Here is a 19,299-nt window from a genome sequence, read left to right on the forward strand (position 1 = left end):
CCTTTGAATGAGAAAGTGTTTGTACTAAAGGATGACCAATGGCCAGAGGCGAACGGCCTTCTTGCAGTGTGCGACGCTTCAGGCTGGAGGTACAAACCGACCAGTTCGTGATCTCGTATTTTGCGGGGCCCCAACTGCTCAAACACGCCAGCTAACGTCCTGGAAGAGCGAGACGAGGCACTAGAGGCTTCGCGCAACAAAGACACGTTCGGGCGTCACATTCCATCCAGACGCACTCAATGTCAGAAAGCTACTGCATGTCCTCGGTTCTTTCGTCGGCACAGACGCCTAGAGCGCACTACTCTAGTCTTTTTCCAGACATCTATCGGCTATTCCGCCGCGATTTTTTCGGGTGGTCTTTGCTTTTTGTCGGAACCGTCTCCGAACGTTCTTACTGCGGTTGCGCTACGAGGCTCGTCGCCTGCCGTCTTCTGCTCCGCGTGTCGCTCCTTCCGTAGATACGTATGGTAAAGGGCCGGAACGCCGATCAACGTCAGGACAGACGCAAAGCCCAGGCCAGCCATGATTGACACGGCCATGGAGGCAAAGAAGGCGTCACCCAAAAGCGGCACCATGCCAAGGATCGTCGTCGCAGCGGCAAGAACCACGGGGCGCAAACGGCTGACCGACGCGGTGACGACGGCCTCAGACTGGCCCATGCCTTCCTCGTCCTTCTGCGTGTCGATTTCTTCGACCAGAACGATGGCGTTCTTGATCAGCATCCCGGACAGGCTGAGCAGGCCAAGAAGTGCGGTAAAGCTGAAGGGCAGGTTGGTAAACAACAGCCCCAAGCCAACGCCGGTGACGGCCATGGGCACCACGGTCCAGATCACGGCTGTTTGACGCAGTTTCCCAAAGAGCAGGATCGTGATCAGCAGCATGGTCCCGAAGGCCAGAGGCATTTGCCGCCCTAGGCTTTGTTGCGCCGTGCTGGCACTTTCGAACTCGCCGCCCCATTCCATGCGGTATCCTGGGGGAAGCGGGATGGCTTCGATGGCTGACCTTACCTCTGCAAAGGCTTGCGGCGGCAAAACACCCGGCACCGTGAATGCCTGCACGCTAACGGTCGGGCTGCGGTCGCGGCGCTGGATCAGGGTGTCGCGCGTGACCACCTCGAACCCGTCAATGACTTGGCCCAGTTGGGTGAACATACCGGCCGAGGGCGCATAGATTGGCTGATCCAGAAGGTAGTCAGCTGTGTCCTGTTCCGCCCGCGGTGTCCGGACCAGAACAGGCACCTGCCGGTCAAACTCCCGGAACGTACCGACCCGCAAACCATCGGTCGCAAGGGCGATGGCCTGGGACACATCCTGGCGGCTGATGCCAAGGGCCTGCGCACGGTCAGTCGCAAAGATGGGTTGCGTGGTCAGTTGCGGTTCACGCCAATCGGTGCGCTCCGTCACTAAAAGATCTGTCTCGCGAGCGAAAATCTGTCGCGCATCCTCGGCCAAGCCACGCAGGACTTGGGGGTCGGGACCGGACAATCGCACCTCAACATCTGCACCCACGGGCGGGCCATAGATGATTTGCTGGACCCGGGTCTCCGCCCAAGGCACAGCTTGCGAGGCGAAGTCTGTCAACTCGTTCCGCAACGCTGGGATTTGCGCGTGATCTGCCACCCGGATGACCAGTTGACCGTATGACGGCGAAGGGTCATCGGGTGTGTATGTCAGCAGGAACCGGGTCATGCTGCCGCCAATCGTGGTGGTGACAGCCTCAACCGATGGATGATTGAGCAACCAATCCTCAAGGATTCCCAGATCATCGCTTGCGGCGGCGATCGACGTGCCTTCGGCCCCCTTGTAATTCAAGTAAACCAGCGGGGTCGTCGCAGGAGGAAAGAACTGTTGTTTGACCATCCCCATGGAGGCAACGCCCGCGACAGTGGCGCCGACAAGGCCGATGATTACCAGCCAGCGCAGGCGCAACGCCACCCGCACGATGGTGCCGTAACCTCGGAAGAACATCGTGTCATACGGATCCTTCGGCGCGCCACTTGTGTCCGTGCGGAAGAAGTAGCTGCCAAGGAGGGGTGTGACCGTCACGGCAAGCACCCAGGACAGGAGCAGAGAGATACCGATCACGGCAAAAAGCGAAAACAGAAATTCGCCTGAACTGTCCGGGCTAAGCCCAATCCCTGCAAAGGCCATGATCCCGATCACCGTGGCCCCCAACAGTGGGACCTGCGTGCGGCGCGCAACTTCTGCTGCCGCCTCGACTGCCTTGCGCCCCCGGCGCATCTGGACCTGCATTCCTTCTGCAACCACGATGGCGTTGTCGACCAGCATGCCCATGGCGATGATCAGTGCGCCCAGGCTGATCCGCTCGACCTTGATATCGAAGAGGTACATGAAAAAGAACGTGAAGCTGACGGTGAGCAGGAGGGAGCCACCCACGACGATGGCTGCCCGCCATCCCATAAACAGTGCCAGAACGCCGATAACGGTGCCGACCGACATCGCGAGGTTCAGCAGAAAGTCCTGGTTTGCCGTATCAACGACACGGTGCTGTTCGTAGATTGGTTCCAGCGTCACGCCTGCGGGCAAAAGCGGTGTGATCTCGGCCACGCGCTGTTCGATCCTTGCACCAACATTGACAATGTTTTCCGATGTCAGCCCGGCGATGCCGATGGTAAATGCCTCGGTCCCGTTGTGCCGGATGATCTGGCGTGGCGTGTCCACCCGACCGCGGTAGACGTCTGCCACGTCTGTCAGGTTCAGCACTTCGCCCTGAAAACCGAAGGTGAGCGCGCTGATCTCGCCCACGCTGTCGTCGGGTTGCGGCGCGTTTATCCGGACGTCGCTGCGCCCGTTGTCTGCGGTTCCGGTTGCTACCACGGTGTCGGCGGATGACACCGCGCCGATCACCACATCGGGCGGCACGCCAAGTGCGGTCAGCACGTCACTTGCCGGTTCGACAAAGATCGCCTCTTCCGGCAGGCCCAGCACTTCAGCATTCGCCACGCCGTCCACGATCAACAGCTCGCGCCGCAGGAAGGTCGCGATGTCCCAGATCGTTGCATCGTCGTAGCCGGGTGCGCTGACGGCATAAAGCAGCCCGTACACATCCCCAAAGCTGTCATTGACGACGGGGGGCAAGGCACCTGCGGGCAGGTCGCCCGTTGCGTCCGCGATCCTGTCGCGCATGTCGTCCCAGACCTGTGGCAACTCCGTGCCATCGTAGGTGTCTTGGATCGTGACCTCGATCACCGACAGGCCGGGCGTGTTGTTCGAGGTGATGAAGTCCACCTCGTCCATTTGCTGGATTTCAGCCTCGAGGACTTCAGACACTTCGATGGCAACTTCGGCGGCTGTCGCACCGGGGTAGGCTGTGATGACCAGCGCGGATTTGAGCGTGAAGACCGGATCCTCAAGCTTGCCCACGCTGATGTAACCGGCGGCACCGCCGAACAGGCAGAACAGGATCAGCAGCCAAGTATAGAGCGGTTTCTGGATGGCAAGGCGGGCGATCTGCATCATTTACGACCCTTCCACCGTCAGGCCGGTGAACCGTTTCAGAGGTTGACCATCTTCGATCAGATGCGCGCCAATCTCGACGATTTCGGTTCCGGCCGTCACGCCTTGCACTGCGAATTGCGTCCCGTTGCGCGATGACACGGTCACGTCGATGTACCTCGCCGTCAGCCCGGTTTCGCTTTGGTCCACGGCGACGACAACATTTCCGCCACCCGGTCGCGTCGCGATCGCAGTGGAGGGCAAAACAATGCCACCTAGGTCGCGCTCAACCTCTGCCTTGACCGTGATCGCACGTCCGGGCAGCAGAACGTCCCCTTGCGGCAGGTCAGCCGCCAGGGACACCGTGTAGCTTTGGCCGACGCGCCCAGTTTCCGCGCGAAATTCGCGGAAAATGAGTGGGACGGGATCGCTTTGACCAGCAATTTGACCGGTGAAGGTTACGTGAGTGGGGTCTTTGATCGTTCCGAACAGCCGCTCCGGGATGTCAAATTCGACCCGGATTTCTGACATGTTGTGCAGCCGCAGAAGCGGAACGCCTGGCTCGATTGTCGTAAAGGGCGTTCCCAACCGGTCGGCAATGAGTGCGTCAAAGGGCGCCGTGATCCGTGCATCTGACAGGGCATCGCGCGCCTCACGCAGCGCCACGTCGGCCAGGTCACGCGCCGTCTCCGCATTTTCCGCGCGGACGGCAGAGGCGACGTTGCGTGCGGCGAGCGTTTGCGCCCTGTCCAAGTCACGCTCGGCCTGTTGCAGGTTCAACTCGGCGCGTTCCACGGCGCGTTCAAACGGTGCACGAGCAAGTTCCGCCAACACAGCGCCGCGTGGAACTGTTGCGCCTTCTCGGGCGTTCAGGATTTGAAGATAGCCACCCACCTCGAAGGAGATGTCAACCGTCTCCAGCGCCGCGATCCGGCCAAAGAATGTGCGTGATACAGACTGATTTGCGGATGGCACTATGGCGGTCTGGACAAAGATTGGCTCAGCTTCACTGACCGGTTCGGCCGCAAGCGCCGCGGGCAAGATAAGCGCGAATGCCATGACTTTCAGGCTGGTTTGGACTTGCGACATCACATTACATTCCTAACTGTGCACTGCTTGGGCGGGCATCAACCGACCGTTCGGTAGGCATTTAGGGGGCAGAGTGACAGGGTCAATGAACCAACTGGAAAAAACTCAACTGGACACGCGCACGCGGATCATCGAAACGGCTACCGACATGTTTCTGCTTCGCGGGTTCTCCGGCACCTCGATGAGTGCCATTGCGCAGTCCTGCAACATGACGAAAGCGAGCCTTTACCACCATTTTCAGGGCAAAGAGGACCTCTTTATTGCCTGCGTCACCTACGGATACGCGGACGCCCTAGAGGCATTGGCCGCGATTGCCGCCGACGGATCGTTGTCCGCGGAGCAGAAGCTGCGTGCAGCGGTCGATGCTCTTTACACCACGATGATCATATCGCCCGTCGGGCGGATGTCCCCCTTGATCGCAGAAGTGTCGCGCGCGTTTCCCAGTGTCGCGCGGTCCTTTCACACCGAATACGTTGAGCCGCAGCGCGCAACCCTATGGGGTATCGTGGAAGAGGGGCAGCACAGCGGCGCCTTTCGAAACTTCGACAAGAACCAGTTCTTCCACCTGGCCTTTGGACCAATGGTCACCCTGTCGCTGTCGCGAGAGATGTTTGCCACTTTCGATGATCTGGATGACCATTTTCCTGTCGATGACCTGCGCGACGGGCACGCTGCTGTTCTGCTGAAAATTCTGGCGCCGGAGTGAAGGCACGCCGCGCCGCGCCATGTGTCGCCTAACCGACAGGCCACTACTGAAAAATGCGTGTGCCTAATGTGGACTTCGCCCCGCTGCTGGGCATTATCGCTAGACGGAGAGGGATGATGCAGAGCAAAGACAACAAGCACGCAGGGCACCATGGCGCCAAATTGGATTTCGCGGGCGATATGTCTTACGGCGACTACTTGGGACTTGATGCGCTCCTTGCCGCGCAACACCCTTTATCCGATGCGCATGACGAAATGCTGTTCATCATCCAGCACCAGACGTCCGAGTTGTGGATGCGGCTGGCCATACACGAACTGAATTCGGCACGTGATGCGATTGCGTCCGCCAACCTGGCCCCGGCCTTCAAGATGTTGACCCGCGTGGCACGCATCTTTGAACAGTTGAACGGCGCGTGGGATGTCCTGCGGACCATGACGCCAAGCGAGTACACGACCTTTCGCCCCAGCCTTGGCAACTCGTCGGGTTTCCAGTCGCACCAGTACCGTCAGATCGAGTATATCCTGGGCAATCGGCAACTTGCGGTGTCAAAGGTGCACGAACACAAGCCCGAGGCGTTTCAAATCCTGTCGGATGAGTTGGAGAGGCCAAGCTTGTATCAGGTTTCACTGACGCAGCTGGACGCCGTGTTTGGGACCAACACTGCAGAACCCAGCCGTCACACTGGGGCGTGGGCGCACTGCGACGCGGTGCAGGATCTTTGGCAAAAGGTTTACGAAGATCCCGCAATGCATTGGGAACTCTATGAACTTGCCGAAAAGCTGGTGGACCTCGAAGACTACTTTCGCCGCTGGCGCTTCAACCACGTCACGACAGTTGAACGGATCATCGGGTTCAAGCGTGGTACAGGCGGGACCGCAGGGGTCAGCTATTTGCGCAAGATGCTGGACGTCGTGTTGTTTCCCGAGCTTTGGAACGTGAGAGGAGCCCTGTAGATGCCTCTGAAGAAAGAGCTTTTCAATTTGCCGGATGGGGTGATCTATCTGGACGGCAATTCCCTGGGTCCACTGCCGAAGGCTGCGAAGAACCGGGTTGCAAGCATGATGCAGGACGAATGGGGCACCCAACTGATCAAGGGGTGGAACAGCGCAGGCTGGATGGCGCAACCCAGCCGCGTGGGCGATGCTGTGGGTCGTTTGATCGGTGCACCGTCCGGCACGACTGTTATGGGCGATACGCTGTCCGTCAAAGTGTTTCAGGCGCTTGCCGCTGCGCTCAAGATGCGGCCTGACCGCAAGGTAATCCTGAGCGATTCCGGGAACTTCCCGACCGATCTTTACATGGCGCAGGGCCTGATCCAGATGCTCGGCAGCGGTTATGAGTTGCGGGTGGTTGCGCCCGAAGCGGTCGCCGATACCATCGATGACAGCATAGCCGCGGTGATGCTGACGCAGGTCGATTATCGCACCGGGCGGATGCACGACATGAAAACGCTCACTGAGCTAGCGCACAGCGGAGGCGCCGTAATGATCTGGGATCTGGCCCACTCGGCCGGGGCTGTGCCGGTGGACGTTGCCGGATGCGGCTGCGAATTTGCCGTTGGCTGTACATACAAATACCTTAATGGTGGTCCGGGTGCGCCCGCCTTTATCTATGCAAGGCAAGACCTTGCAGACAGTGTTGAACCTGCTTTGGCCGGCTGGCTCGGCCATGACGCGCCATTTGCCTTTGACCTCGATTACCGGCCTGCACCCGGCATCGAGAGGATGCGCGTCGGCACGCCGCCGGTAATCCAGTTGACGGCCTTGGAAGCTGCGCTGGAGGTTTGGGAGGCTGTGGATATGTCAGAAATACGCGCGGCTTCAGTGGCTTTACAGGAAGCCTTCATTCACGAAGTCGAAGCGCGCGTGCCCGCCCTGACACTCGCCAGCCCACGCAACAGTGCAGAACGCGGCAGCCAGGTGTCCTTCCGGTTCGAGCATGGCTATGCCGCCATGCAGGCCCTCATTGCACGCGGTGTGATCGGAGACTTCCGTGCACCCGATATCATGCGCTTTGGTTTTACGCCCCTCTACATTGACAAAGGCGATGTGCTTGCGGCCGTCGATCACATCGAAACGGTCATGCGTGACCGTTTGTGGGACGATCCGGCCTTTATGACGCGCCAGCGCGTGACCTAGGGCTTGACAGAGCCGGGGTGGATAGGCGCCAGATAAGACCAACAGGCGGGCCGCAAGAGCCTGACGTAAAAGGGAGAGACTTCAATGGATTTCAAACAGCTTCTGGCTGCGACCTGCGTCGCGGCGCTCGGTGCGGGCGCGCAGGCCGAGGGGGTCAAGGTCGGTATGATCACGACGCTGTCGGGCGGCGGCGCGGGCCTTGGCATTGACGTGCGCGATGGCTTCTTGTTGGCGGTGAAGGGCAATGACGACATCGAGGTGGTGATCGAGGATGATCAGCGCAAACCCGATATCGCGGTGCAGTTGGCCGACAAGATGATCCAGTCCGAAAAGGTCGATGTGATGACCGGGATCATCTGGTCGAACCTCGCCATGGCGGTCGTGCCGGCGGCAACAGCGCAGGGCAAATTCTATCTGTCGCCCAATGCCGGACCATCGGCGCTGGCCGGCAAAGGTTGTCACCAGAACTATTTCAACGTCAGCTGGCAAAACGATGCGTTTTCCGAGGCTGCGGGCACGGCGCTCAGCAATGAGGCGGGGAAGGTCTTTTTGATGGCGCCGAATTATCCCGCGGGCCAGGACATCATGGCAGGCTTCAAGCGCACCTATCAGGGCGAGATCGCGGCCGAAGTTTATACCAAACTCGGCCAAACAGACTATGCCGCTGAAATTGCACAAATGCGCGCAAGCGATGCCGACCAGATTTACTTCTTCCTGCCGGGCGGCATGGGCATTTCCTTTATGAAGCAATACGCCGGATCGGGTGTGGACAAGCCCGTGTCCGGCCCTGCTTTCAGCTTTGATCAAGGTATTCTGGGTGCCATCGGTGACGCCGCTATCGGGGCCAAGAACACGGCACACTGGTCCAAGGATCTGGATGTTCCAGGCAACGCCGAATTCGTCGCAGCCTTTCAGGAAGAGTTCGGACGCCTGCCGTCGATCTATGCCGCACAAGGCTATGACACCGGGCTTTTGCTGGCCTCCGCCGCGGCCAAGGCCGATGTGGACGACGCCGACGCTTTCCGCGCCGCCTTAAAAGAGGCAGACTTTCAGTCGGTACGCGGCAAGTTCTCTTTTGCGTCGAACCATCACCCGCTGCAGAACATCTACCTGCGTGAAGTGATCAAGGAAGGTGACCTGGTCACCAACCGGATCGTGGGCACCGCTGCGACGGATCACAGCGATCCCTACGGCGCGGACTGCAACCTGTAAGCACGTTGGCCCCGGTGTCCTTCCGGGGTCCTTTTCCAATCAAATGGGGCCTGCGTGGCGGACGTCGCCATGCGGGGCGGGGCGAATGACGACGCTTCTGTTGATAGAGCAGGTGCTGAACGGTCTGCAAGCCGGGATCATGCTGTTCCTGATGGCGGCTGGCCTGACGCTGATCTTCGGCGTTATGGGCCTGATCAATCTGGCGCATGGGTCGCTCTACATGATCGGCGCATTCGCCGCTGCTGCGGTGGCCGCTGCCACCGGTTCGTTCCTGCTGGCGCTGTTTGCAAGCCTCGTGGCGGCTGCGGCAGCAGGGGTCGTCATCGAGTTGGCCGTGATCCGCAGGCTGTATGACCGGGATCACCTCGATCAGGTGCTGGCCACCTTCGCCTTGATCCTGATCCTGTCCGAAGGCACGCGATGGCTTTTCGGCTCGTTCCCGCTCTATCTCGATGTGCCGACTATCCTTTCCGGCCCCGTCATACTGCCCGGCGGTATCGCCTATCCGGCCTACCGACTGGTGATCATCCTTGTGGGCCTTGCCGTCGCGGCTGGCCTTTTCCTTCTGATTGGTCGCACCCGCATCGGCATCCAGATTCGCGCGGGCGAGGCGGATCGCGAGATGATTGCCGCGCTGGGCGTGAATATCTCCGCGCTTTACACGATGGTCTTCGCACTTGGTGCTGCACTTGCCGGTCTCGCAGGGGCGTTGGTGGGGGCCATCCAGTCGGTACAGGTTGGCATGGGCGAGCCTGTCCTGATCCTCGCCTTCGTGGTGATCGTGATCGGCGGGATCGGATCCATCAAGGGCGCACTTGTGGGCGCGTTGCTGGTCGGGTTGACCGACACGCTCGGGGGCGTCCTGTTGCCTCTGGCACTGGGTGGCCTCATGGACGCATCCTCTGCCACGAGCATCGGTTCGGCGGTTGCGTCGATGCTGATCTACGTCCTGATGGCCGTCGTGTTGATCTTTCGGCCCACTGGCCTTTATGGAACCGCATGATGCTGCCTGAACGCACGCTCAACATCATCCTGTTTCTCGCACTGCCTCTCGTTGCCGTCATTGCTCTGGCCCTGGACGAGCCTTTCATCATTACGTTGGCCACCCGCGCTGCCATTCTTGCCCTTGCCGCGGTCGGGCTGAACCTCGCGCTGGGATTGGGCGGGCTTGTGAGCCTCGGTCACGCCGTATTCTTCGGACTTGGGGGCTATGCGATGGGGATTCTCGCCAGCCACGCACAAAGCTTTACGCCGCTCGACCTGGGGCTTTTCACGCTGGACGGAACCAAGTCGATGCCCATCATCTGGCTGGTAGCCGTCACCGTCAGCGCTTTCGCCGCGTTGCTGATCGGCCTGCTCGCCCTGCGCACGGCGGGTGTCTACTTCATCATGATCACGCTCGCCTTCGGGCAGATGTTCTACTACTTCACCATCTCCTGGCCTGCCTACGGGGGCGAGGACGGTCTCAGCATCTATGTGCGCAACAGCTTTCCGGGCCTCAACACGCTCGACCCCATTCAGTTCTTTGCGCTCGTTTTTGGCGTTCTGGCGGCGGTCCTGTGGCTGATGGGGCGGATCGAAAGGTCTTCTTTCGGCCTTGCGCTTGGGTCCGCCCGGCAAAATGCGGTCAGGGTTGAGACTGTCGGGCTCAGCCCGTTTCGTTTGCGGTTGGTGGCCTTTGTCATCTCCGGCGCTGTCACTGGATTGGCCGGTGCGCTCTTTGCCGACCTGAACCGCTTCGTATCGCCCACCATGTTCAGCTGGCAGATGTCGGGCGAGTTTATCGTTTTTATCGTTCTGGGCGGGATCGGGCGCCTCTACGGTCCGGTCGTGGGCGCCTGCCTGTTTGTGCTTTTGGAGCATATGCTGAGCGGGGTCAGCGACTTCTGGTTGATCTACCTTGGTGCGGTCCTTTTGTTGGTCGTGCTCTTTGCGCGCGGCGGCGTGATCGGTGCGCTTGCAAACGGGAGGGGCGTACATGACTGAGCCGCTTCTCGACATCCGGCGGCTGACCAAGTCTTTCGGCGCCTTGCACGCCACCGACGACGTATCGCTGACCCTGCTGCCAAGCGAAATCCACGCGTTGATCGGTCCAAACGGGGCGGGCAAGTCCACGTTGATCCAGCAGATCGCAGGCGGTCTGGCCCCGGACGCCGGGCGCGTCATGCTGAACGGTCGGGACGTGACAGACCTGAGCACGGCAGAACGGGTGAAATGCGGGCTGGGGCGCACCTTCCAGATCAGCGCGCTGGCCATGGAAAACACGGTCCTGCAAAATGCGATGCTAGGCACGGTCGGGGCGACGCGCAGTGTTTGGCGGTTCCTGACACCAATCATGCAGGACGGGCAGCTGCGCGTCCAAGCGGAAGCGGCCATCGAACGGGTTGGCCTGGAGGACGTCGCGCATGCCCGCGTCAGCACTCTCAGTCACGGCCAGCGTCGCCTTCTCGAAGTGGCCATCGCCCTGACGTTGAGCCCCAAGCTGTTCCTGATGGATGAGCCGATGGCGGGGCTTGGCGCCGAAGGCACGGCGCGCATGACAGCTTTCCTGAGCGAGTTACGGCGCGAGGCGCCGATCCTGCTGGTTGAACACGACATGGACGCCGTGTTCGCGCTTGCTGACCGTATCTCTGTCCTCGTCGCAGGCAAGGTCATCGCAACCGGCACCCCGGATGAGATCCGCGGCAACAGCGATGTGCGCGCCGCGTATCTCGGTGACGAGGTGCCGCTGTGACTCTGTTGCACCTTGAAAGGGTCGAGGCCGCCTACGGTGCGGCGCAGGCGCTTTTTGGTGTCGATTTGACCGTCGAAGAGGGCGAAGTGCTTGCCCTGATGGGTCGCAACGGGATGGGCAAGTCGACAACGATCCGCGTGATTTGCCGCTTGATGAAGCACTCGGCCGGCAGGGTACAGTTCGCCGGTCGTGATCTGTCGCAGGTGCCGCCCCACGTCGCGGCGCGGGCGGGCTTGGGGCTGGTCCCCGAAGGACGGCGCGTTTTTGGCCCCTTGACGGTGCGAGAGAACCTGATCGCGGCGGCGCGGCAGGGTCCATGGGACTTTGCCAAGGTCACTGCGCTGTTCCCCAGGTTGGCTGAGCGTGAGGGCCAGGTGGCCCGCCACCTCTCTGGCGGCGAGCAGCAGATGCTGGCCATCGGTCGCGCCCTGATGACGAACCCGCGCTTGATGCTGCTGGACGAGGCGACCGAAGGACTGGCGCCGGTGGTGCGGCAGGAAATTTGGGACGCGCTGGACGCCGTGCGGCGCGAGACAGGGCTGGCGCTGGTCGTGGTGGACAAATCGCTGGCTGAGTTAGGACGCATCGCCGACCGCGCCACCGTGCTTGAACGTGGCCGATCCGTGTGGACCGGGCCGATGTGTGATGTGGCCGGAGATGTTGCAAACGCCTATCTCGGTGTCTGACAGCAAAAAGACTTGCTACGCTGCCCGCAACCCGCGCAATTCCCCCAGCAGTTTCGGGATCTTGTCCTTGAACCGAAAGAACCCATGCGTGGCATGTGGCCAGGCCGCGCTGTCATAGCTGCGGCGGACCCGGCGCAGCGGTGGGGCACTTTCATGATTGCCGAAACCGGCCAGCACGTCGGCGGCAGGCCCGACAGGCGCATAGGGTGTGATGACCTGATCAATGCCCGCTTCCTCCGCCCAGGCCGCCAATGCATCGACCGTCGGGGCAATAGTAGACACCGTGCCCAGACGCTCGCCAAAGCGCTCAACCGTGTCCTGCGCGGCGGTCTCTGTAAAGGTGGCCACATGCGGCGCCACGCTCAGCGGGGACATCGCTGACCGCGTCGTGATCACAGCCGTTGCGACAGGTGCGATTCCGGTGTCCAGAATGAAACCGGGGCTCAAGTCGTCATCATGAAGGATCAAACCTGTTCGGGCACTCGGGATCGGCAGATCGGCCTCTGGCAGCGGCATAGCGTCCGGCTTTGGCGGACCGGACAGGGCAGGCGCCTCTCCCGCCAACTGCCATTTCGGCGCAAACCGCCCCTCGGTGTATTTCGAGATGTTCGAGGTGCGCGCCAGATAGGTCTTTCCCGGTGTCTGGATCCCCGCCACCCAGCGCCAACTCAGCGTGTTCGATGCCGGATCTCCGTCGAGCAGATGCCGCAAGAAAAAGTCGGCGCCCAACTCCCACGGCAGGCGCAGCGTGAAAATCCAGATCGACGCAAACCACATGCGCGCGTGATTGTGCAAATATCCCGTCTCGGCCAACTCACGCGCCCAGGCATTGAAGCAGTCGATCTCCGTCTCGCCCTTGCAGGCCTGTTCCCACTGGTCGCGCAGGCCGGACTGTGTCTGCACGTTGTCCATCGCACCCTTGAGCGACGTTTTGTACTGCCCCCACACTGCGGGTCGCATCTCCAGCCAGCCTTTCCAGTAGGTCCGCCAGTACACCTCCTGAATGAACTTCTCTGCGGCACTGGCGCTGTGCCGGGCGAGGGTCGCTTCCAACACCTCCGCTTCGGTCAGCAGGCGTGCACGGATGTACGGGGACAAGGTCGACACCCCATCGTGGCCGTCGCGGCCCAGGTCGTAGTTGCGCCGCGCGGCATAGTCGCGCCCGGCATGGGGAATAAAGCGGTTGAGCCGCTCAAGAGCTACAGTGCGGGTCGGAGGAAATCGGGTCAAAGCGTCAGTCATGCAGGTCCAGCTAGACGAGCTTGCGCCGTCTTCAAGCGTAGGGATGCCCTTGCAGCCCCCGAGAGCCAATACTAAGACTCGGGTAACACCTCTGCGGGTATGGTCTCGCAGACGTCTCACGAGGCAGGACTTATGCGCGATCCCATTGATCAATATGCACACATCAACAACAATCTCGTGCCCATGGTGGTCGAACAGACCAGCCGTGGCGAACGGGCCTATGACATCTTTTCCCGCCTGCTGAAGGAGCGGATCGTTTTCATCAACGGCCCGATCCACTCCGGCATGAGCCACCTTGTGGTGGCGCAGCTTCTGCACCTTGAGGCGGAAAACCCGTCCAAGGAAATCAGCATGTATGTCAACTCGCCCGGTGGCGAGGTGACGGCGGGCATGTCGATCTACGACACGATGCAGTATATCAAACCAAAGGTTTCGACCTTGATCTGTGGCATGGCAGCGTCGATGGGATCGGTCATTGCGATCGGCGGTGAGCCGGGGATGCGCTTTGCCCTTCCCAACTCCGAAATCATGGTTCACCAGCCCTCAGGCGGATCGCAAGGGACAGCCGCAGACATTCTGATCTCTGCCCGGCATATCGAGAAAACGCGCGAGCGCCTTTATCAGCTGTATGTCAAGCATGCCGGTCAGGACTATGAGACGGTGAAACAGGCGCTGGACCGTGACACGTGGCTCACGCCGGAAGAGGCGAAGGAATGGGGCCACATTGACGAGATCGTGGAACAGCGGACCAAGTCCGATGATGACGAAAAATAAGGCATTCGCGCTGGACGTCACGGCCAGTGTGATCTGACCGCGAGGTCAGGCAAAAAGACGATTGTGGACCCCGCGGGCCTGTCCTAAGCTAACGGGCAACGCGGGGCGGACCGGAAACTCACCGGCGCCTAGGATGGCGGGATAGGCCGGGAAGGACGCGATATGGCGACGAATTCGAGCGGCGACAGCAAGAATACCCTCTACTGCAGCTTCTGCGGCAAGAGCCAGCACGAGGTCCGCAAACTGATTGCGGGCCCAACCGTGTTCATCTGCGATGAATGCGTCGAGTTGTGCATGGACATCATCCGCGAAGAGACGAAGGCATCGGGTCTGAAGTCGACCGACGGTGTGCCGACGCCCAAGGACATTTGCGAGGTGCTAGACGACTACGTCATCGGCCAGGCCATGGCCAAGCGCGTGTTGTCGGTCGCCGTGCACAACCACTACAAGCGCCTGAACCACGCCCAGAAGGGCGGAGACATCGAACTGGCGAAGTCCAACATCCTGCTGATCGGTCCCACGGGTTGCGGTAAAACGCTGCTGGCCCAGACACTAGCGCGCATCCTTGATGTGCCGTTCACCATGGCGGATGCGACAACGCTGACAGAGGCCGGATACGTCGGTGAGGACGTTGAAAATATCATCCTCAAATTGCTGCAGGCGTCGGAATACAACGTCGAACGCGCGCAGCGTGGCATCGTCTATATCGATGAGGTCGATAAGATCACGCGCAAGTCTGAAAACCCCTCGATCACCCGCGACGTGTCGGGCGAGGGCGTGCAGCAAGCGCTGTTGAAACTGATGGAAGGGACCGTGGCTTCGGTTCCGCCGCAGGGCGGGCGAAAGCATCCGCAGCAGGAATTCCTGCAAGTGGACACCACCAACATTCTGTTCATCTGCGGCGGTGCCTTTGCCGGTCTCGACAAGATCATCGCGCAGCGCGGCAAGGGCTCGGCCATGGGCTTTGGCGCTGACGTGCGTGACAACGATGAACGCGGCGTGGGCGAGATCTTCACCGATCTGGAACCAGAGGATCTGCTGAAATTCGGCCTCATCCCCGAATTCGTCGGCCGTCTGCCCGTGCTGGCAACACTCGAAGATCTCGATGAAGATGCGCTTGTCACCATCCTGACCCAGCCCAAGAACGCGCTGGTCAAGCAGTACCAGCGTCTGTTCGAGCTGGAAGACACAACGCTGACCTTCACCGAAGACGCGCTGAGTGCCATCGCCAAACGCGCCATCGAGCGCAAAACCGGTGCCCGCGGCCTGCGGTCCATCCTCGAGGACATCCTGCTCGACACCATGTTCGAGCTTCCGGGTCTCGAATCCGTGACAGAAGTGGTCGTGAACGAAGAAGCGGTGACGTCTGACGCAGCACCGTTGATGATCCACGCCGAAGCAGAAAAAGAACCGGCTTCAGCAGGCTGATCCTATCACCAAATGCAAATGAAAGGCGGGTGTCACACCCGCCTTTTTCATTTTTCCATAGTCGCAATCGTAAGGCGCACTTATGTGTGCGCCCAAACTCAAAGGAGGCGCCATGTCCATCCAACGCATCCACTCCGGTGGCGAATTCGAACCCAAGGTCGGCTATTGCCGGGCCGTGGCGGCAGGCGACTGGATCCACGTCGCAGGCACGGTCGGTCACGGCACCACTGCGGTCGAACAATGCCGCTCTGCACTGGAGATCATCGGCAACGCCCTCAAGGAATGCGGGGCCGACTTCAACCACGTGGTCCGCGTAACTTATATGCTGCCCGACCGCACTGAATTCCCGCCGTGCTGGCCCATGCTGCGCGAGGCCTTTGGTGACAACCCACCGGCGGCCACGATGATCGAATGCGGCCTGATCACTCCCGAGGACCGGATCGAAATCGAAGTGACGGCTTACAAGGGGGCATGATCACCTTCATGCCGGAACGCGCCTGTGCGTCCGTGTCCACTGGACGACGCTGGCATGATGCGGCATAGACAGTCCAAAGCGCTGGAGGCGAAACATGGGCATTCTCAACACGCTGCTGCGGGCGGTCACTTGGTGGAACGGCCAAACTCTGAACACGCAGCTTTTCACGGCTCGCAAGGGCGTGAAGGTAGGCGAAGACAGCCAGGGCAACGTCTTCTACAAGACGCAGGACGACAGCAAACGCTGGGTCATTTACAACGGTGAGGCCGAGGCGAGTCGCGTAGACCCGGAATGGCACGGCTGGCTGCACCGCACCTGGGACGAGCCGCCCACAGACAAGCCGCTGAAGCGTAAGGACTGGGAAAAGCCGCACCAGCCGAACCTGACCGGTACGGCACTGGCCTATGCGCCGGCTGGGTCGATCCGCCGGGAAAAACCGGCCGACCGATCCGACTACGAAGCCTGGACGCCGGAATAACATGGCCGAGAACACGACCGAGGTTCTTGTAGGCGGCGTTGTGCTTGCTGCGGCGATCGGGTTTGCGGTCTACGGCGCGCAAGTCGCAGGTCTGGGCAACAGCGGCGGGGCATCCTACCCGCTCACGGCCAGCTTCCGCAGCCTTGAAGGGGTGAATGTCGGCACTGATGTCCGCCTTGCGGGCGTTAAGATCGGCACAGTTACGGATGTCGCCCTGAACCCTGAAACCTTCCGCGCCGACACTGTCGTGTCCGTGCGGTCGAACACGCAGATTCCGGACGACAGTGCTATCGTCATCAGCTCCGAAGGGCTGCTGGGCGGCAATTTCGTCGAGATCGTTCCCGGCGGGTCCCCTTTCTACTTCGAGGAGGGCGACGAAATCACCGACACCCAAGGGTCGGTCAGCCTGATCTCGCTTCTCTTGAAATTCGTCTCCGGGGGCGAAGGCGAATGATGCGCCGCGCCGCACGCATTGCGGCACTGGCGGTTTGCATCGCCACGGGCGCCATGGCCGAAGATCCCACGGAAAGCGCACCAGGCGCTGTCCTGCGCGGTCTTGATAAATTCAGTGGACAAGTCGTCGACATCGAAATGCTCGCGGGTCGAACAGTGCGTTTCGAACGGCTCAACATCACGCTCACCGAATGCCGCTATCCGTCTGGTAACCCGTCCGGCAACGCCTATGCCGGGCTGCAAATCTCAGAAGTGGGTCGAGAGGGGGTTGTGTTCTCCGGCTGGATGATCGCCTCTGCCCCGGCTTTGAACGCCATGGAACACGCGCGCTATGACGTGTGGGTCATGCGCTGCACCACATCCTGAAAACTGCCAACGGGTGCAGCGGTAAAATCCGCTGAATGCACACTCAGCGCATGGCTCAACCGCGCGTGATATGTTGCGCGTGACACTTCCTGAGCGCCCAACGTGGCCAGGTGCGGCGTCAGGAACTGCGTATCGAACAGGGTAAATCCGGTGCGCCGCAAGTGATCGACAGCCGCGGCAAGCGCCATCTTCGATGCATTTGTTCGGCGCGAGAACATGCTTTCACCGAAAAACGCGCCTTTCAAAACGACACCATAGACGCCACCGACCAGCGCATTGCCGTCCCAAACCTCAATGGACCGCGCCTGACCGCGCCTGTGCAAATCGAGATAAAGACGGCGGATTTCAGAGTTGATCCATGTGTCCACACGGTCCGCACAGCCGTCCACCACGCCAGCAAAATCCGCATCCATCCGCAAAATCCAATCGGTCCTCCGCATGGCGCGCGCCAGCGAGCGCGAGATGTGGAACCTGTCCAGTGGCAACACCCCCCTCATGCGAGGATCGACCCAGAACACCTCGGGGTCATCGCGCCCCTCGGCCATCGGAAAGATGCCTGCGGCGTATCCCTGCAGCAGCAGGTCAGGGGTCAGTCTGATGTCGTCCTTCATATGCGGATCCCGCGGTGATGCGCGTAGACTACAGTGCCCGCGCCCCACAAAAAAGGGACCGCCGTGGCGATCCCTGATCTTGTGTTCGGGCTTTGCTCAGTCTGCTTGCGCCTCAAGCCACTTTTCCAGCCAGTGGATGTTGTATGCACCGGTGTGAATGTCTTTCTCGGCAAGAAGCGCATGAAACAGCGGCACCGTTGTGTCGATGCCGTCGATGATCAACTCACCCAGGGCGCGATTCAGACGGGCCAGTGCCTCGGCCCGGTCGCGGCCATGTACGATCAGTTTTCCGATCAAGCTGTCGTAATACGGCGGAATAGAGTATCCGTCATACAGCGCGGAATCCATGCGCACGCCCAGGCCACCCGGCGCGTGGTATTGTGTGATCCGCCCCGGCGAGGGCGAGAAGTCGGGCAGTTTTTCCGCGTTCAGGCGCACTTCGATCGAGTGGCCGTTGATCTCCAGATCATTCTGATTGAACGACATGTCCATGCCGGATGCCACGCGGATCTGTTCGCGCACCAGATCGACACCAAAGATGGCCTCGGTCACGGGATGTTCCACCTGAAGCCGCGTGTTCATCTCGATGAAATAGAACTCGCCTTTCTCATAAAGGAATTCGATGGTGCCCGCGCCGATATAGTTGATCTTGGCCACCGCATCCGCACAGATGCGCCCGATCTCGGCCCGTTCTTCAGGACTGATCGCGGGGCCGGGGGCCTCTTCGAACACCTTCTGGTGACGGCGTTGTAGCGAACAATCCCGCTCGCCCAGATGCACGGCACGCCCCTTCCCATCGCCAAAGACCTGAATCTCGATATGGCGCGGGGTGGTCAGGTACTTTTCAATATAGACCTCGTCGTTGCCAAAGGCGGCCTTGCCCTCGGCCCTCGCGGTCATGAATGCGCTTTCCATATCAGCTGCGGTCTGCGCCACCTTCATGCCACGTCCGCCACCGCCAGCGGTGGCCTTGATGATCACCGGATAGCCGAACTCTTCGCCGATGGCCTTGGCTTCTTCCAACGTCGCGACGCCACCGTCCGAACCGGGCACGCAGGGCACGCCAAGTGCCTTCATCGTGTCCTTGGCAGTGATTTTGTCGCCCATGACGCGGATGTGCTCAGCCGTGGGGCCAATGAATGTCAGCCCGTGATCTTCGACGATCTGCACAAATTGCGCGTTCTCCGACAGGAAACCATAGCCGGGGTGGATGGCCTCGGCCCCGGTGATCTCGCACGCCGAAATGATCGCGGGAAAGCTCAGATAGGACTGTGGCGACGCGGGCGGGCCGATACACACGCTTTCGTCTGCCATACGGACATGCATGGCGTCCGCATCAGCGGTCGAGTGTACGGCGACAGTGGCAATGCCCATCTCGCGGGCCGCACGGATGACGCGCAGCGCGATCTCTCCGCGGTTGGCAATCAGGATTTTGTTGAACATGGGTCCGGA

19 protein-coding genes are annotated in these 19,299 nt (G+C 60.7%); 14 read left to right on the forward strand and 5 right to left on the reverse strand.

The annotated features are described in order from the left end of the window. Positions 1–329: 329 nt before the first annotated feature. Together FD715_RS14155 and FD715_RS14160 are read right to left on the reverse strand one after the other, a co-directional pair. On the reverse strand, positions 330–3,476 hold the full coding sequence (locus tag FD715_RS14155) for an efflux RND transporter permease subunit (RefSeq protein ID WP_147111563.1): 3,147 nt from the start codon (positions 3,474–3,476) through the stop codon (positions 330–332). A 3-nt stretch (positions 3,477–3,479) separates the two neighbouring features. Beyond that, positions 3,480–4,514, reverse strand: a complete 1,035-nt coding sequence (locus FD715_RS14160) for an efflux RND transporter periplasmic adaptor subunit (RefSeq protein ID WP_189799500.1) — start codon at positions 4,512–4,514, stop codon at positions 3,480–3,482. A 115-nt stretch (positions 4,515–4,629) separates the two neighbouring features. Between FD715_RS14160 and FD715_RS14165 the strand changes: the two genes are divergently transcribed. The 8 genes from FD715_RS14165 to FD715_RS14200 all read left to right on the forward strand — a co-directional run bounded on the left by FD715_RS14165 (position 4,630) and on the right by FD715_RS14200 (position 12,020). Then, on the forward strand, positions 4,630–5,250 hold the full coding sequence (locus tag FD715_RS14165) for a TetR/AcrR family transcriptional regulator (protein WP_147110910.1): 621 nt from the start codon (positions 4,630–4,632) through the stop codon (positions 5,248–5,250). A 116-nt stretch (positions 5,251–5,366) separates the two neighbouring features. Next, on the forward strand, positions 5,367–6,203 hold the full coding sequence (locus FD715_RS14170; RefSeq protein ID WP_147111566.1) for a tryptophan 2,3-dioxygenase: 837 nt from the start codon (positions 5,367–5,369) through the stop codon (positions 6,201–6,203). Next, positions 6,204–7,388: a kynureninase gene (gene kynU, locus FD715_RS14175; RefSeq protein WP_147110913.1), complete on the forward strand. Its 1,185-nt coding sequence runs from the start codon at positions 6,204–6,206 to the stop codon at positions 7,386–7,388. Positions 7,389–7,472: 84 nt separating this feature from the next. Then, positions 7,473–8,600 (forward strand): ABC transporter substrate-binding protein, encoded by a 1,128-nt coding sequence (locus FD715_RS14180; protein WP_147110916.1) that lies wholly within the window; start codon positions 7,473–7,475, stop codon positions 8,598–8,600. An 85-nt stretch (positions 8,601–8,685) separates the two neighbouring features. Further along, positions 8,686–9,603: a branched-chain amino acid ABC transporter permease gene (locus FD715_RS14185; RefSeq protein ID WP_147110919.1), complete on the forward strand. Its 918-nt coding sequence runs from the start codon at positions 8,686–8,688 to the stop codon at positions 9,601–9,603. Then, positions 9,603–10,586, forward strand: coding sequence for a branched-chain amino acid ABC transporter permease (locus FD715_RS14190; RefSeq protein WP_147111569.1), 984 nt, complete (start codon positions 9,603–9,605; stop codon positions 10,584–10,586). The genes FD715_RS14185 and FD715_RS14190 overlap by 1 nt, the downstream gene beginning before the upstream one ends. Continuing rightward, on the forward strand, positions 10,579–11,334 hold the full coding sequence (locus tag FD715_RS14195; RefSeq protein WP_147110922.1) for an ABC transporter ATP-binding protein: 756 nt from the start codon (positions 10,579–10,581) through the stop codon (positions 11,332–11,334). Before FD715_RS14190 ends, FD715_RS14195 begins: the two co-directional genes overlap by 8 nt. Beyond that, on the forward strand, positions 11,331–12,020 hold the full coding sequence (locus FD715_RS14200) for an ABC transporter ATP-binding protein (RefSeq protein WP_147110925.1): 690 nt from the start codon (positions 11,331–11,333) through the stop codon (positions 12,018–12,020). Before FD715_RS14195 ends, FD715_RS14200 begins: the two co-directional genes overlap by 4 nt. 15 nt (positions 12,021–12,035) lie before the next feature. Here the strand turns inward: FD715_RS14200 and FD715_RS14205 are convergent, their stop codons facing one another. Further along, the gene (locus FD715_RS14205) at positions 12,036–13,262 is read right to left on the reverse strand and encodes an FAD-binding domain-containing protein (protein ID WP_147110928.1); all 1,227 of its coding nucleotides are present in this window, start codon (positions 13,260–13,262) and stop codon (positions 12,036–12,038) included. Between the two features lie 132 nt (positions 13,263–13,394). On the opposite strand from FD715_RS14205, the gene FD715_RS14210 reads away from it, so the two are divergent. The 6 genes from FD715_RS14210 to FD715_RS14235 all read left to right on the forward strand — a co-directional run bounded on the left by FD715_RS14210 (position 13,395) and on the right by FD715_RS14235 (position 17,236). Further along, positions 13,395–14,036, forward strand: coding sequence for an ATP-dependent Clp protease proteolytic subunit (locus tag FD715_RS14210; RefSeq protein ID WP_147110931.1), 642 nt, complete (start codon positions 13,395–13,397; stop codon positions 14,034–14,036). 162 nt (positions 14,037–14,198) lie between these two features. Next, the gene (gene clpX / locus FD715_RS14215) at positions 14,199–15,464 is read left to right on the forward strand and encodes an ATP-dependent Clp protease ATP-binding subunit ClpX (protein WP_147110934.1); all 1,266 of its coding nucleotides are present in this window, start codon (positions 14,199–14,201) and stop codon (positions 15,462–15,464) included. Positions 15,465–15,576: 112 nt separating this feature from the next. After that, entirely contained in the window at positions 15,577–15,939 is a 363-nt protein-coding gene (locus FD715_RS14220) for a RidA family protein (RefSeq protein WP_147110937.1), read from the forward strand. Between the two features lie 94 nt (positions 15,940–16,033). Further along, positions 16,034–16,417 (forward strand): NADH:ubiquinone oxidoreductase subunit NDUFA12, encoded by a 384-nt coding sequence (locus FD715_RS14225; protein ID WP_039683162.1) that lies wholly within the window; start codon positions 16,034–16,036, stop codon positions 16,415–16,417. 1 nt (position 16,418) lies between these two features. Next, positions 16,419–16,871 (forward strand): outer membrane lipid asymmetry maintenance protein MlaD, encoded by a 453-nt coding sequence (gene mlaD, locus FD715_RS14230; RefSeq protein WP_147110940.1) that lies wholly within the window; start codon positions 16,419–16,421, stop codon positions 16,869–16,871. Beyond that, the gene (locus tag FD715_RS14235; protein ID WP_370455407.1) at positions 16,868–17,236 is read left to right on the forward strand and encodes a DUF2155 domain-containing protein; all 369 of its coding nucleotides are present in this window, start codon (positions 16,868–16,870) and stop codon (positions 17,234–17,236) included. The genes mlaD and FD715_RS14235 overlap by 4 nt, the downstream gene beginning before the upstream one ends. On the opposite strand, the gene aat is transcribed toward FD715_RS14235, so the two are convergent. Continuing rightward, positions 17,200–17,835: a leucyl/phenylalanyl-tRNA--protein transferase gene (aat, locus tag FD715_RS14240; protein WP_147111571.1), complete on the reverse strand. Its 636-nt coding sequence runs from the start codon at positions 17,833–17,835 to the stop codon at positions 17,200–17,202. The two genes, FD715_RS14235 and aat, sit on opposite strands and share 37 nt — an antisense overlap. 108 nt (positions 17,836–17,943) lie before the next feature. Continuing rightward, positions 17,944–19,290 carry an acetyl-CoA carboxylase biotin carboxylase subunit gene (accC, locus tag FD715_RS14245; RefSeq protein ID WP_147110943.1) on the reverse strand — a complete coding sequence of 449 codons (1,347 nt, stop codon included), beginning with the start codon at positions 19,288–19,290 and terminating at the stop codon, positions 17,944–17,946. Positions 19,291–19,299 lie beyond the last annotated feature (9 nt).

Source organism: Tateyamaria sp. syn59, assembly GCF_007995245.1.
Taxonomy (GTDB): Bacteria; Pseudomonadota; Alphaproteobacteria; order Rhodobacterales; family Rhodobacteraceae; genus Tateyamaria.

Coding starts and splice junctions, on each gene's coding strand:
- FD715_RS14210 (WP_147110931.1), top strand. CDS start 13,395: ATGCGCGATCCCATTGATCAATATGCACACATCAACAACAATCTCGTG.
- FD715_RS14165 (WP_147110910.1), top strand. CDS start 4,630: ATGAACCAACTGGAAAAAACTCAACTGGACACGCGCACGCGGATCATC.
- FD715_RS14195 (WP_147110922.1), top strand. CDS start 10,579: ATGACTGAGCCGCTTCTCGACATCCGGCGGCTGACCAAGTCTTTCGGC.
- accC (WP_147110943.1), bottom strand. CDS start 19,290: ATGTTCAACAAAATCCTGATTGCCAACCGCGGAGAGATCGCGCTGCGC.
- FD715_RS14170 (WP_147111566.1), top strand. CDS start 5,367: ATGCAGAGCAAAGACAACAAGCACGCAGGGCACCATGGCGCCAAATTG.
- kynU (WP_147110913.1), top strand. CDS start 6,204: ATGCCTCTGAAGAAAGAGCTTTTCAATTTGCCGGATGGGGTGATCTAT.
- mlaD (WP_147110940.1), top strand. CDS start 16,419: ATGGCCGAGAACACGACCGAGGTTCTTGTAGGCGGCGTTGTGCTTGCT.
- FD715_RS14235 (WP_370455407.1), top strand. CDS start 16,868: ATGATGCGCCGCGCCGCACGCATTGCGGCACTGGCGGTTTGCATCGCC.
- FD715_RS14205 (WP_147110928.1), bottom strand. CDS start 13,262: ATGACTGACGCTTTGACCCGATTTCCTCCGACCCGCACTGTAGCTCTT.
- FD715_RS14180 (WP_147110916.1), top strand. CDS start 7,473: ATGGATTTCAAACAGCTTCTGGCTGCGACCTGCGTCGCGGCGCTCGGT.
- clpX (WP_147110934.1), top strand. CDS start 14,199: ATGGCGACGAATTCGAGCGGCGACAGCAAGAATACCCTCTACTGCAGC.
- FD715_RS14155 (WP_147111563.1), bottom strand. CDS start 3,476: ATGCAGATCGCCCGCCTTGCCATCCAGAAACCGCTCTATACTTGGCTG.
- FD715_RS14160 (WP_189799500.1), bottom strand. CDS start 4,514: ATGGCATTCGCGCTTATCTTGCCCGCGGCGCTTGCGGCCGAACCGGTC.
- FD715_RS14185 (WP_147110919.1), top strand. CDS start 8,686: ATGACGACGCTTCTGTTGATAGAGCAGGTGCTGAACGGTCTGCAAGCC.
- FD715_RS14190 (WP_147111569.1), top strand. CDS start 9,603: ATGCTGCCTGAACGCACGCTCAACATCATCCTGTTTCTCGCACTGCCT.
- FD715_RS14220 (WP_147110937.1), top strand. CDS start 15,577: ATGTCCATCCAACGCATCCACTCCGGTGGCGAATTCGAACCCAAGGTC.
- FD715_RS14225 (WP_039683162.1), top strand. CDS start 16,034: ATGGGCATTCTCAACACGCTGCTGCGGGCGGTCACTTGGTGGAACGGC.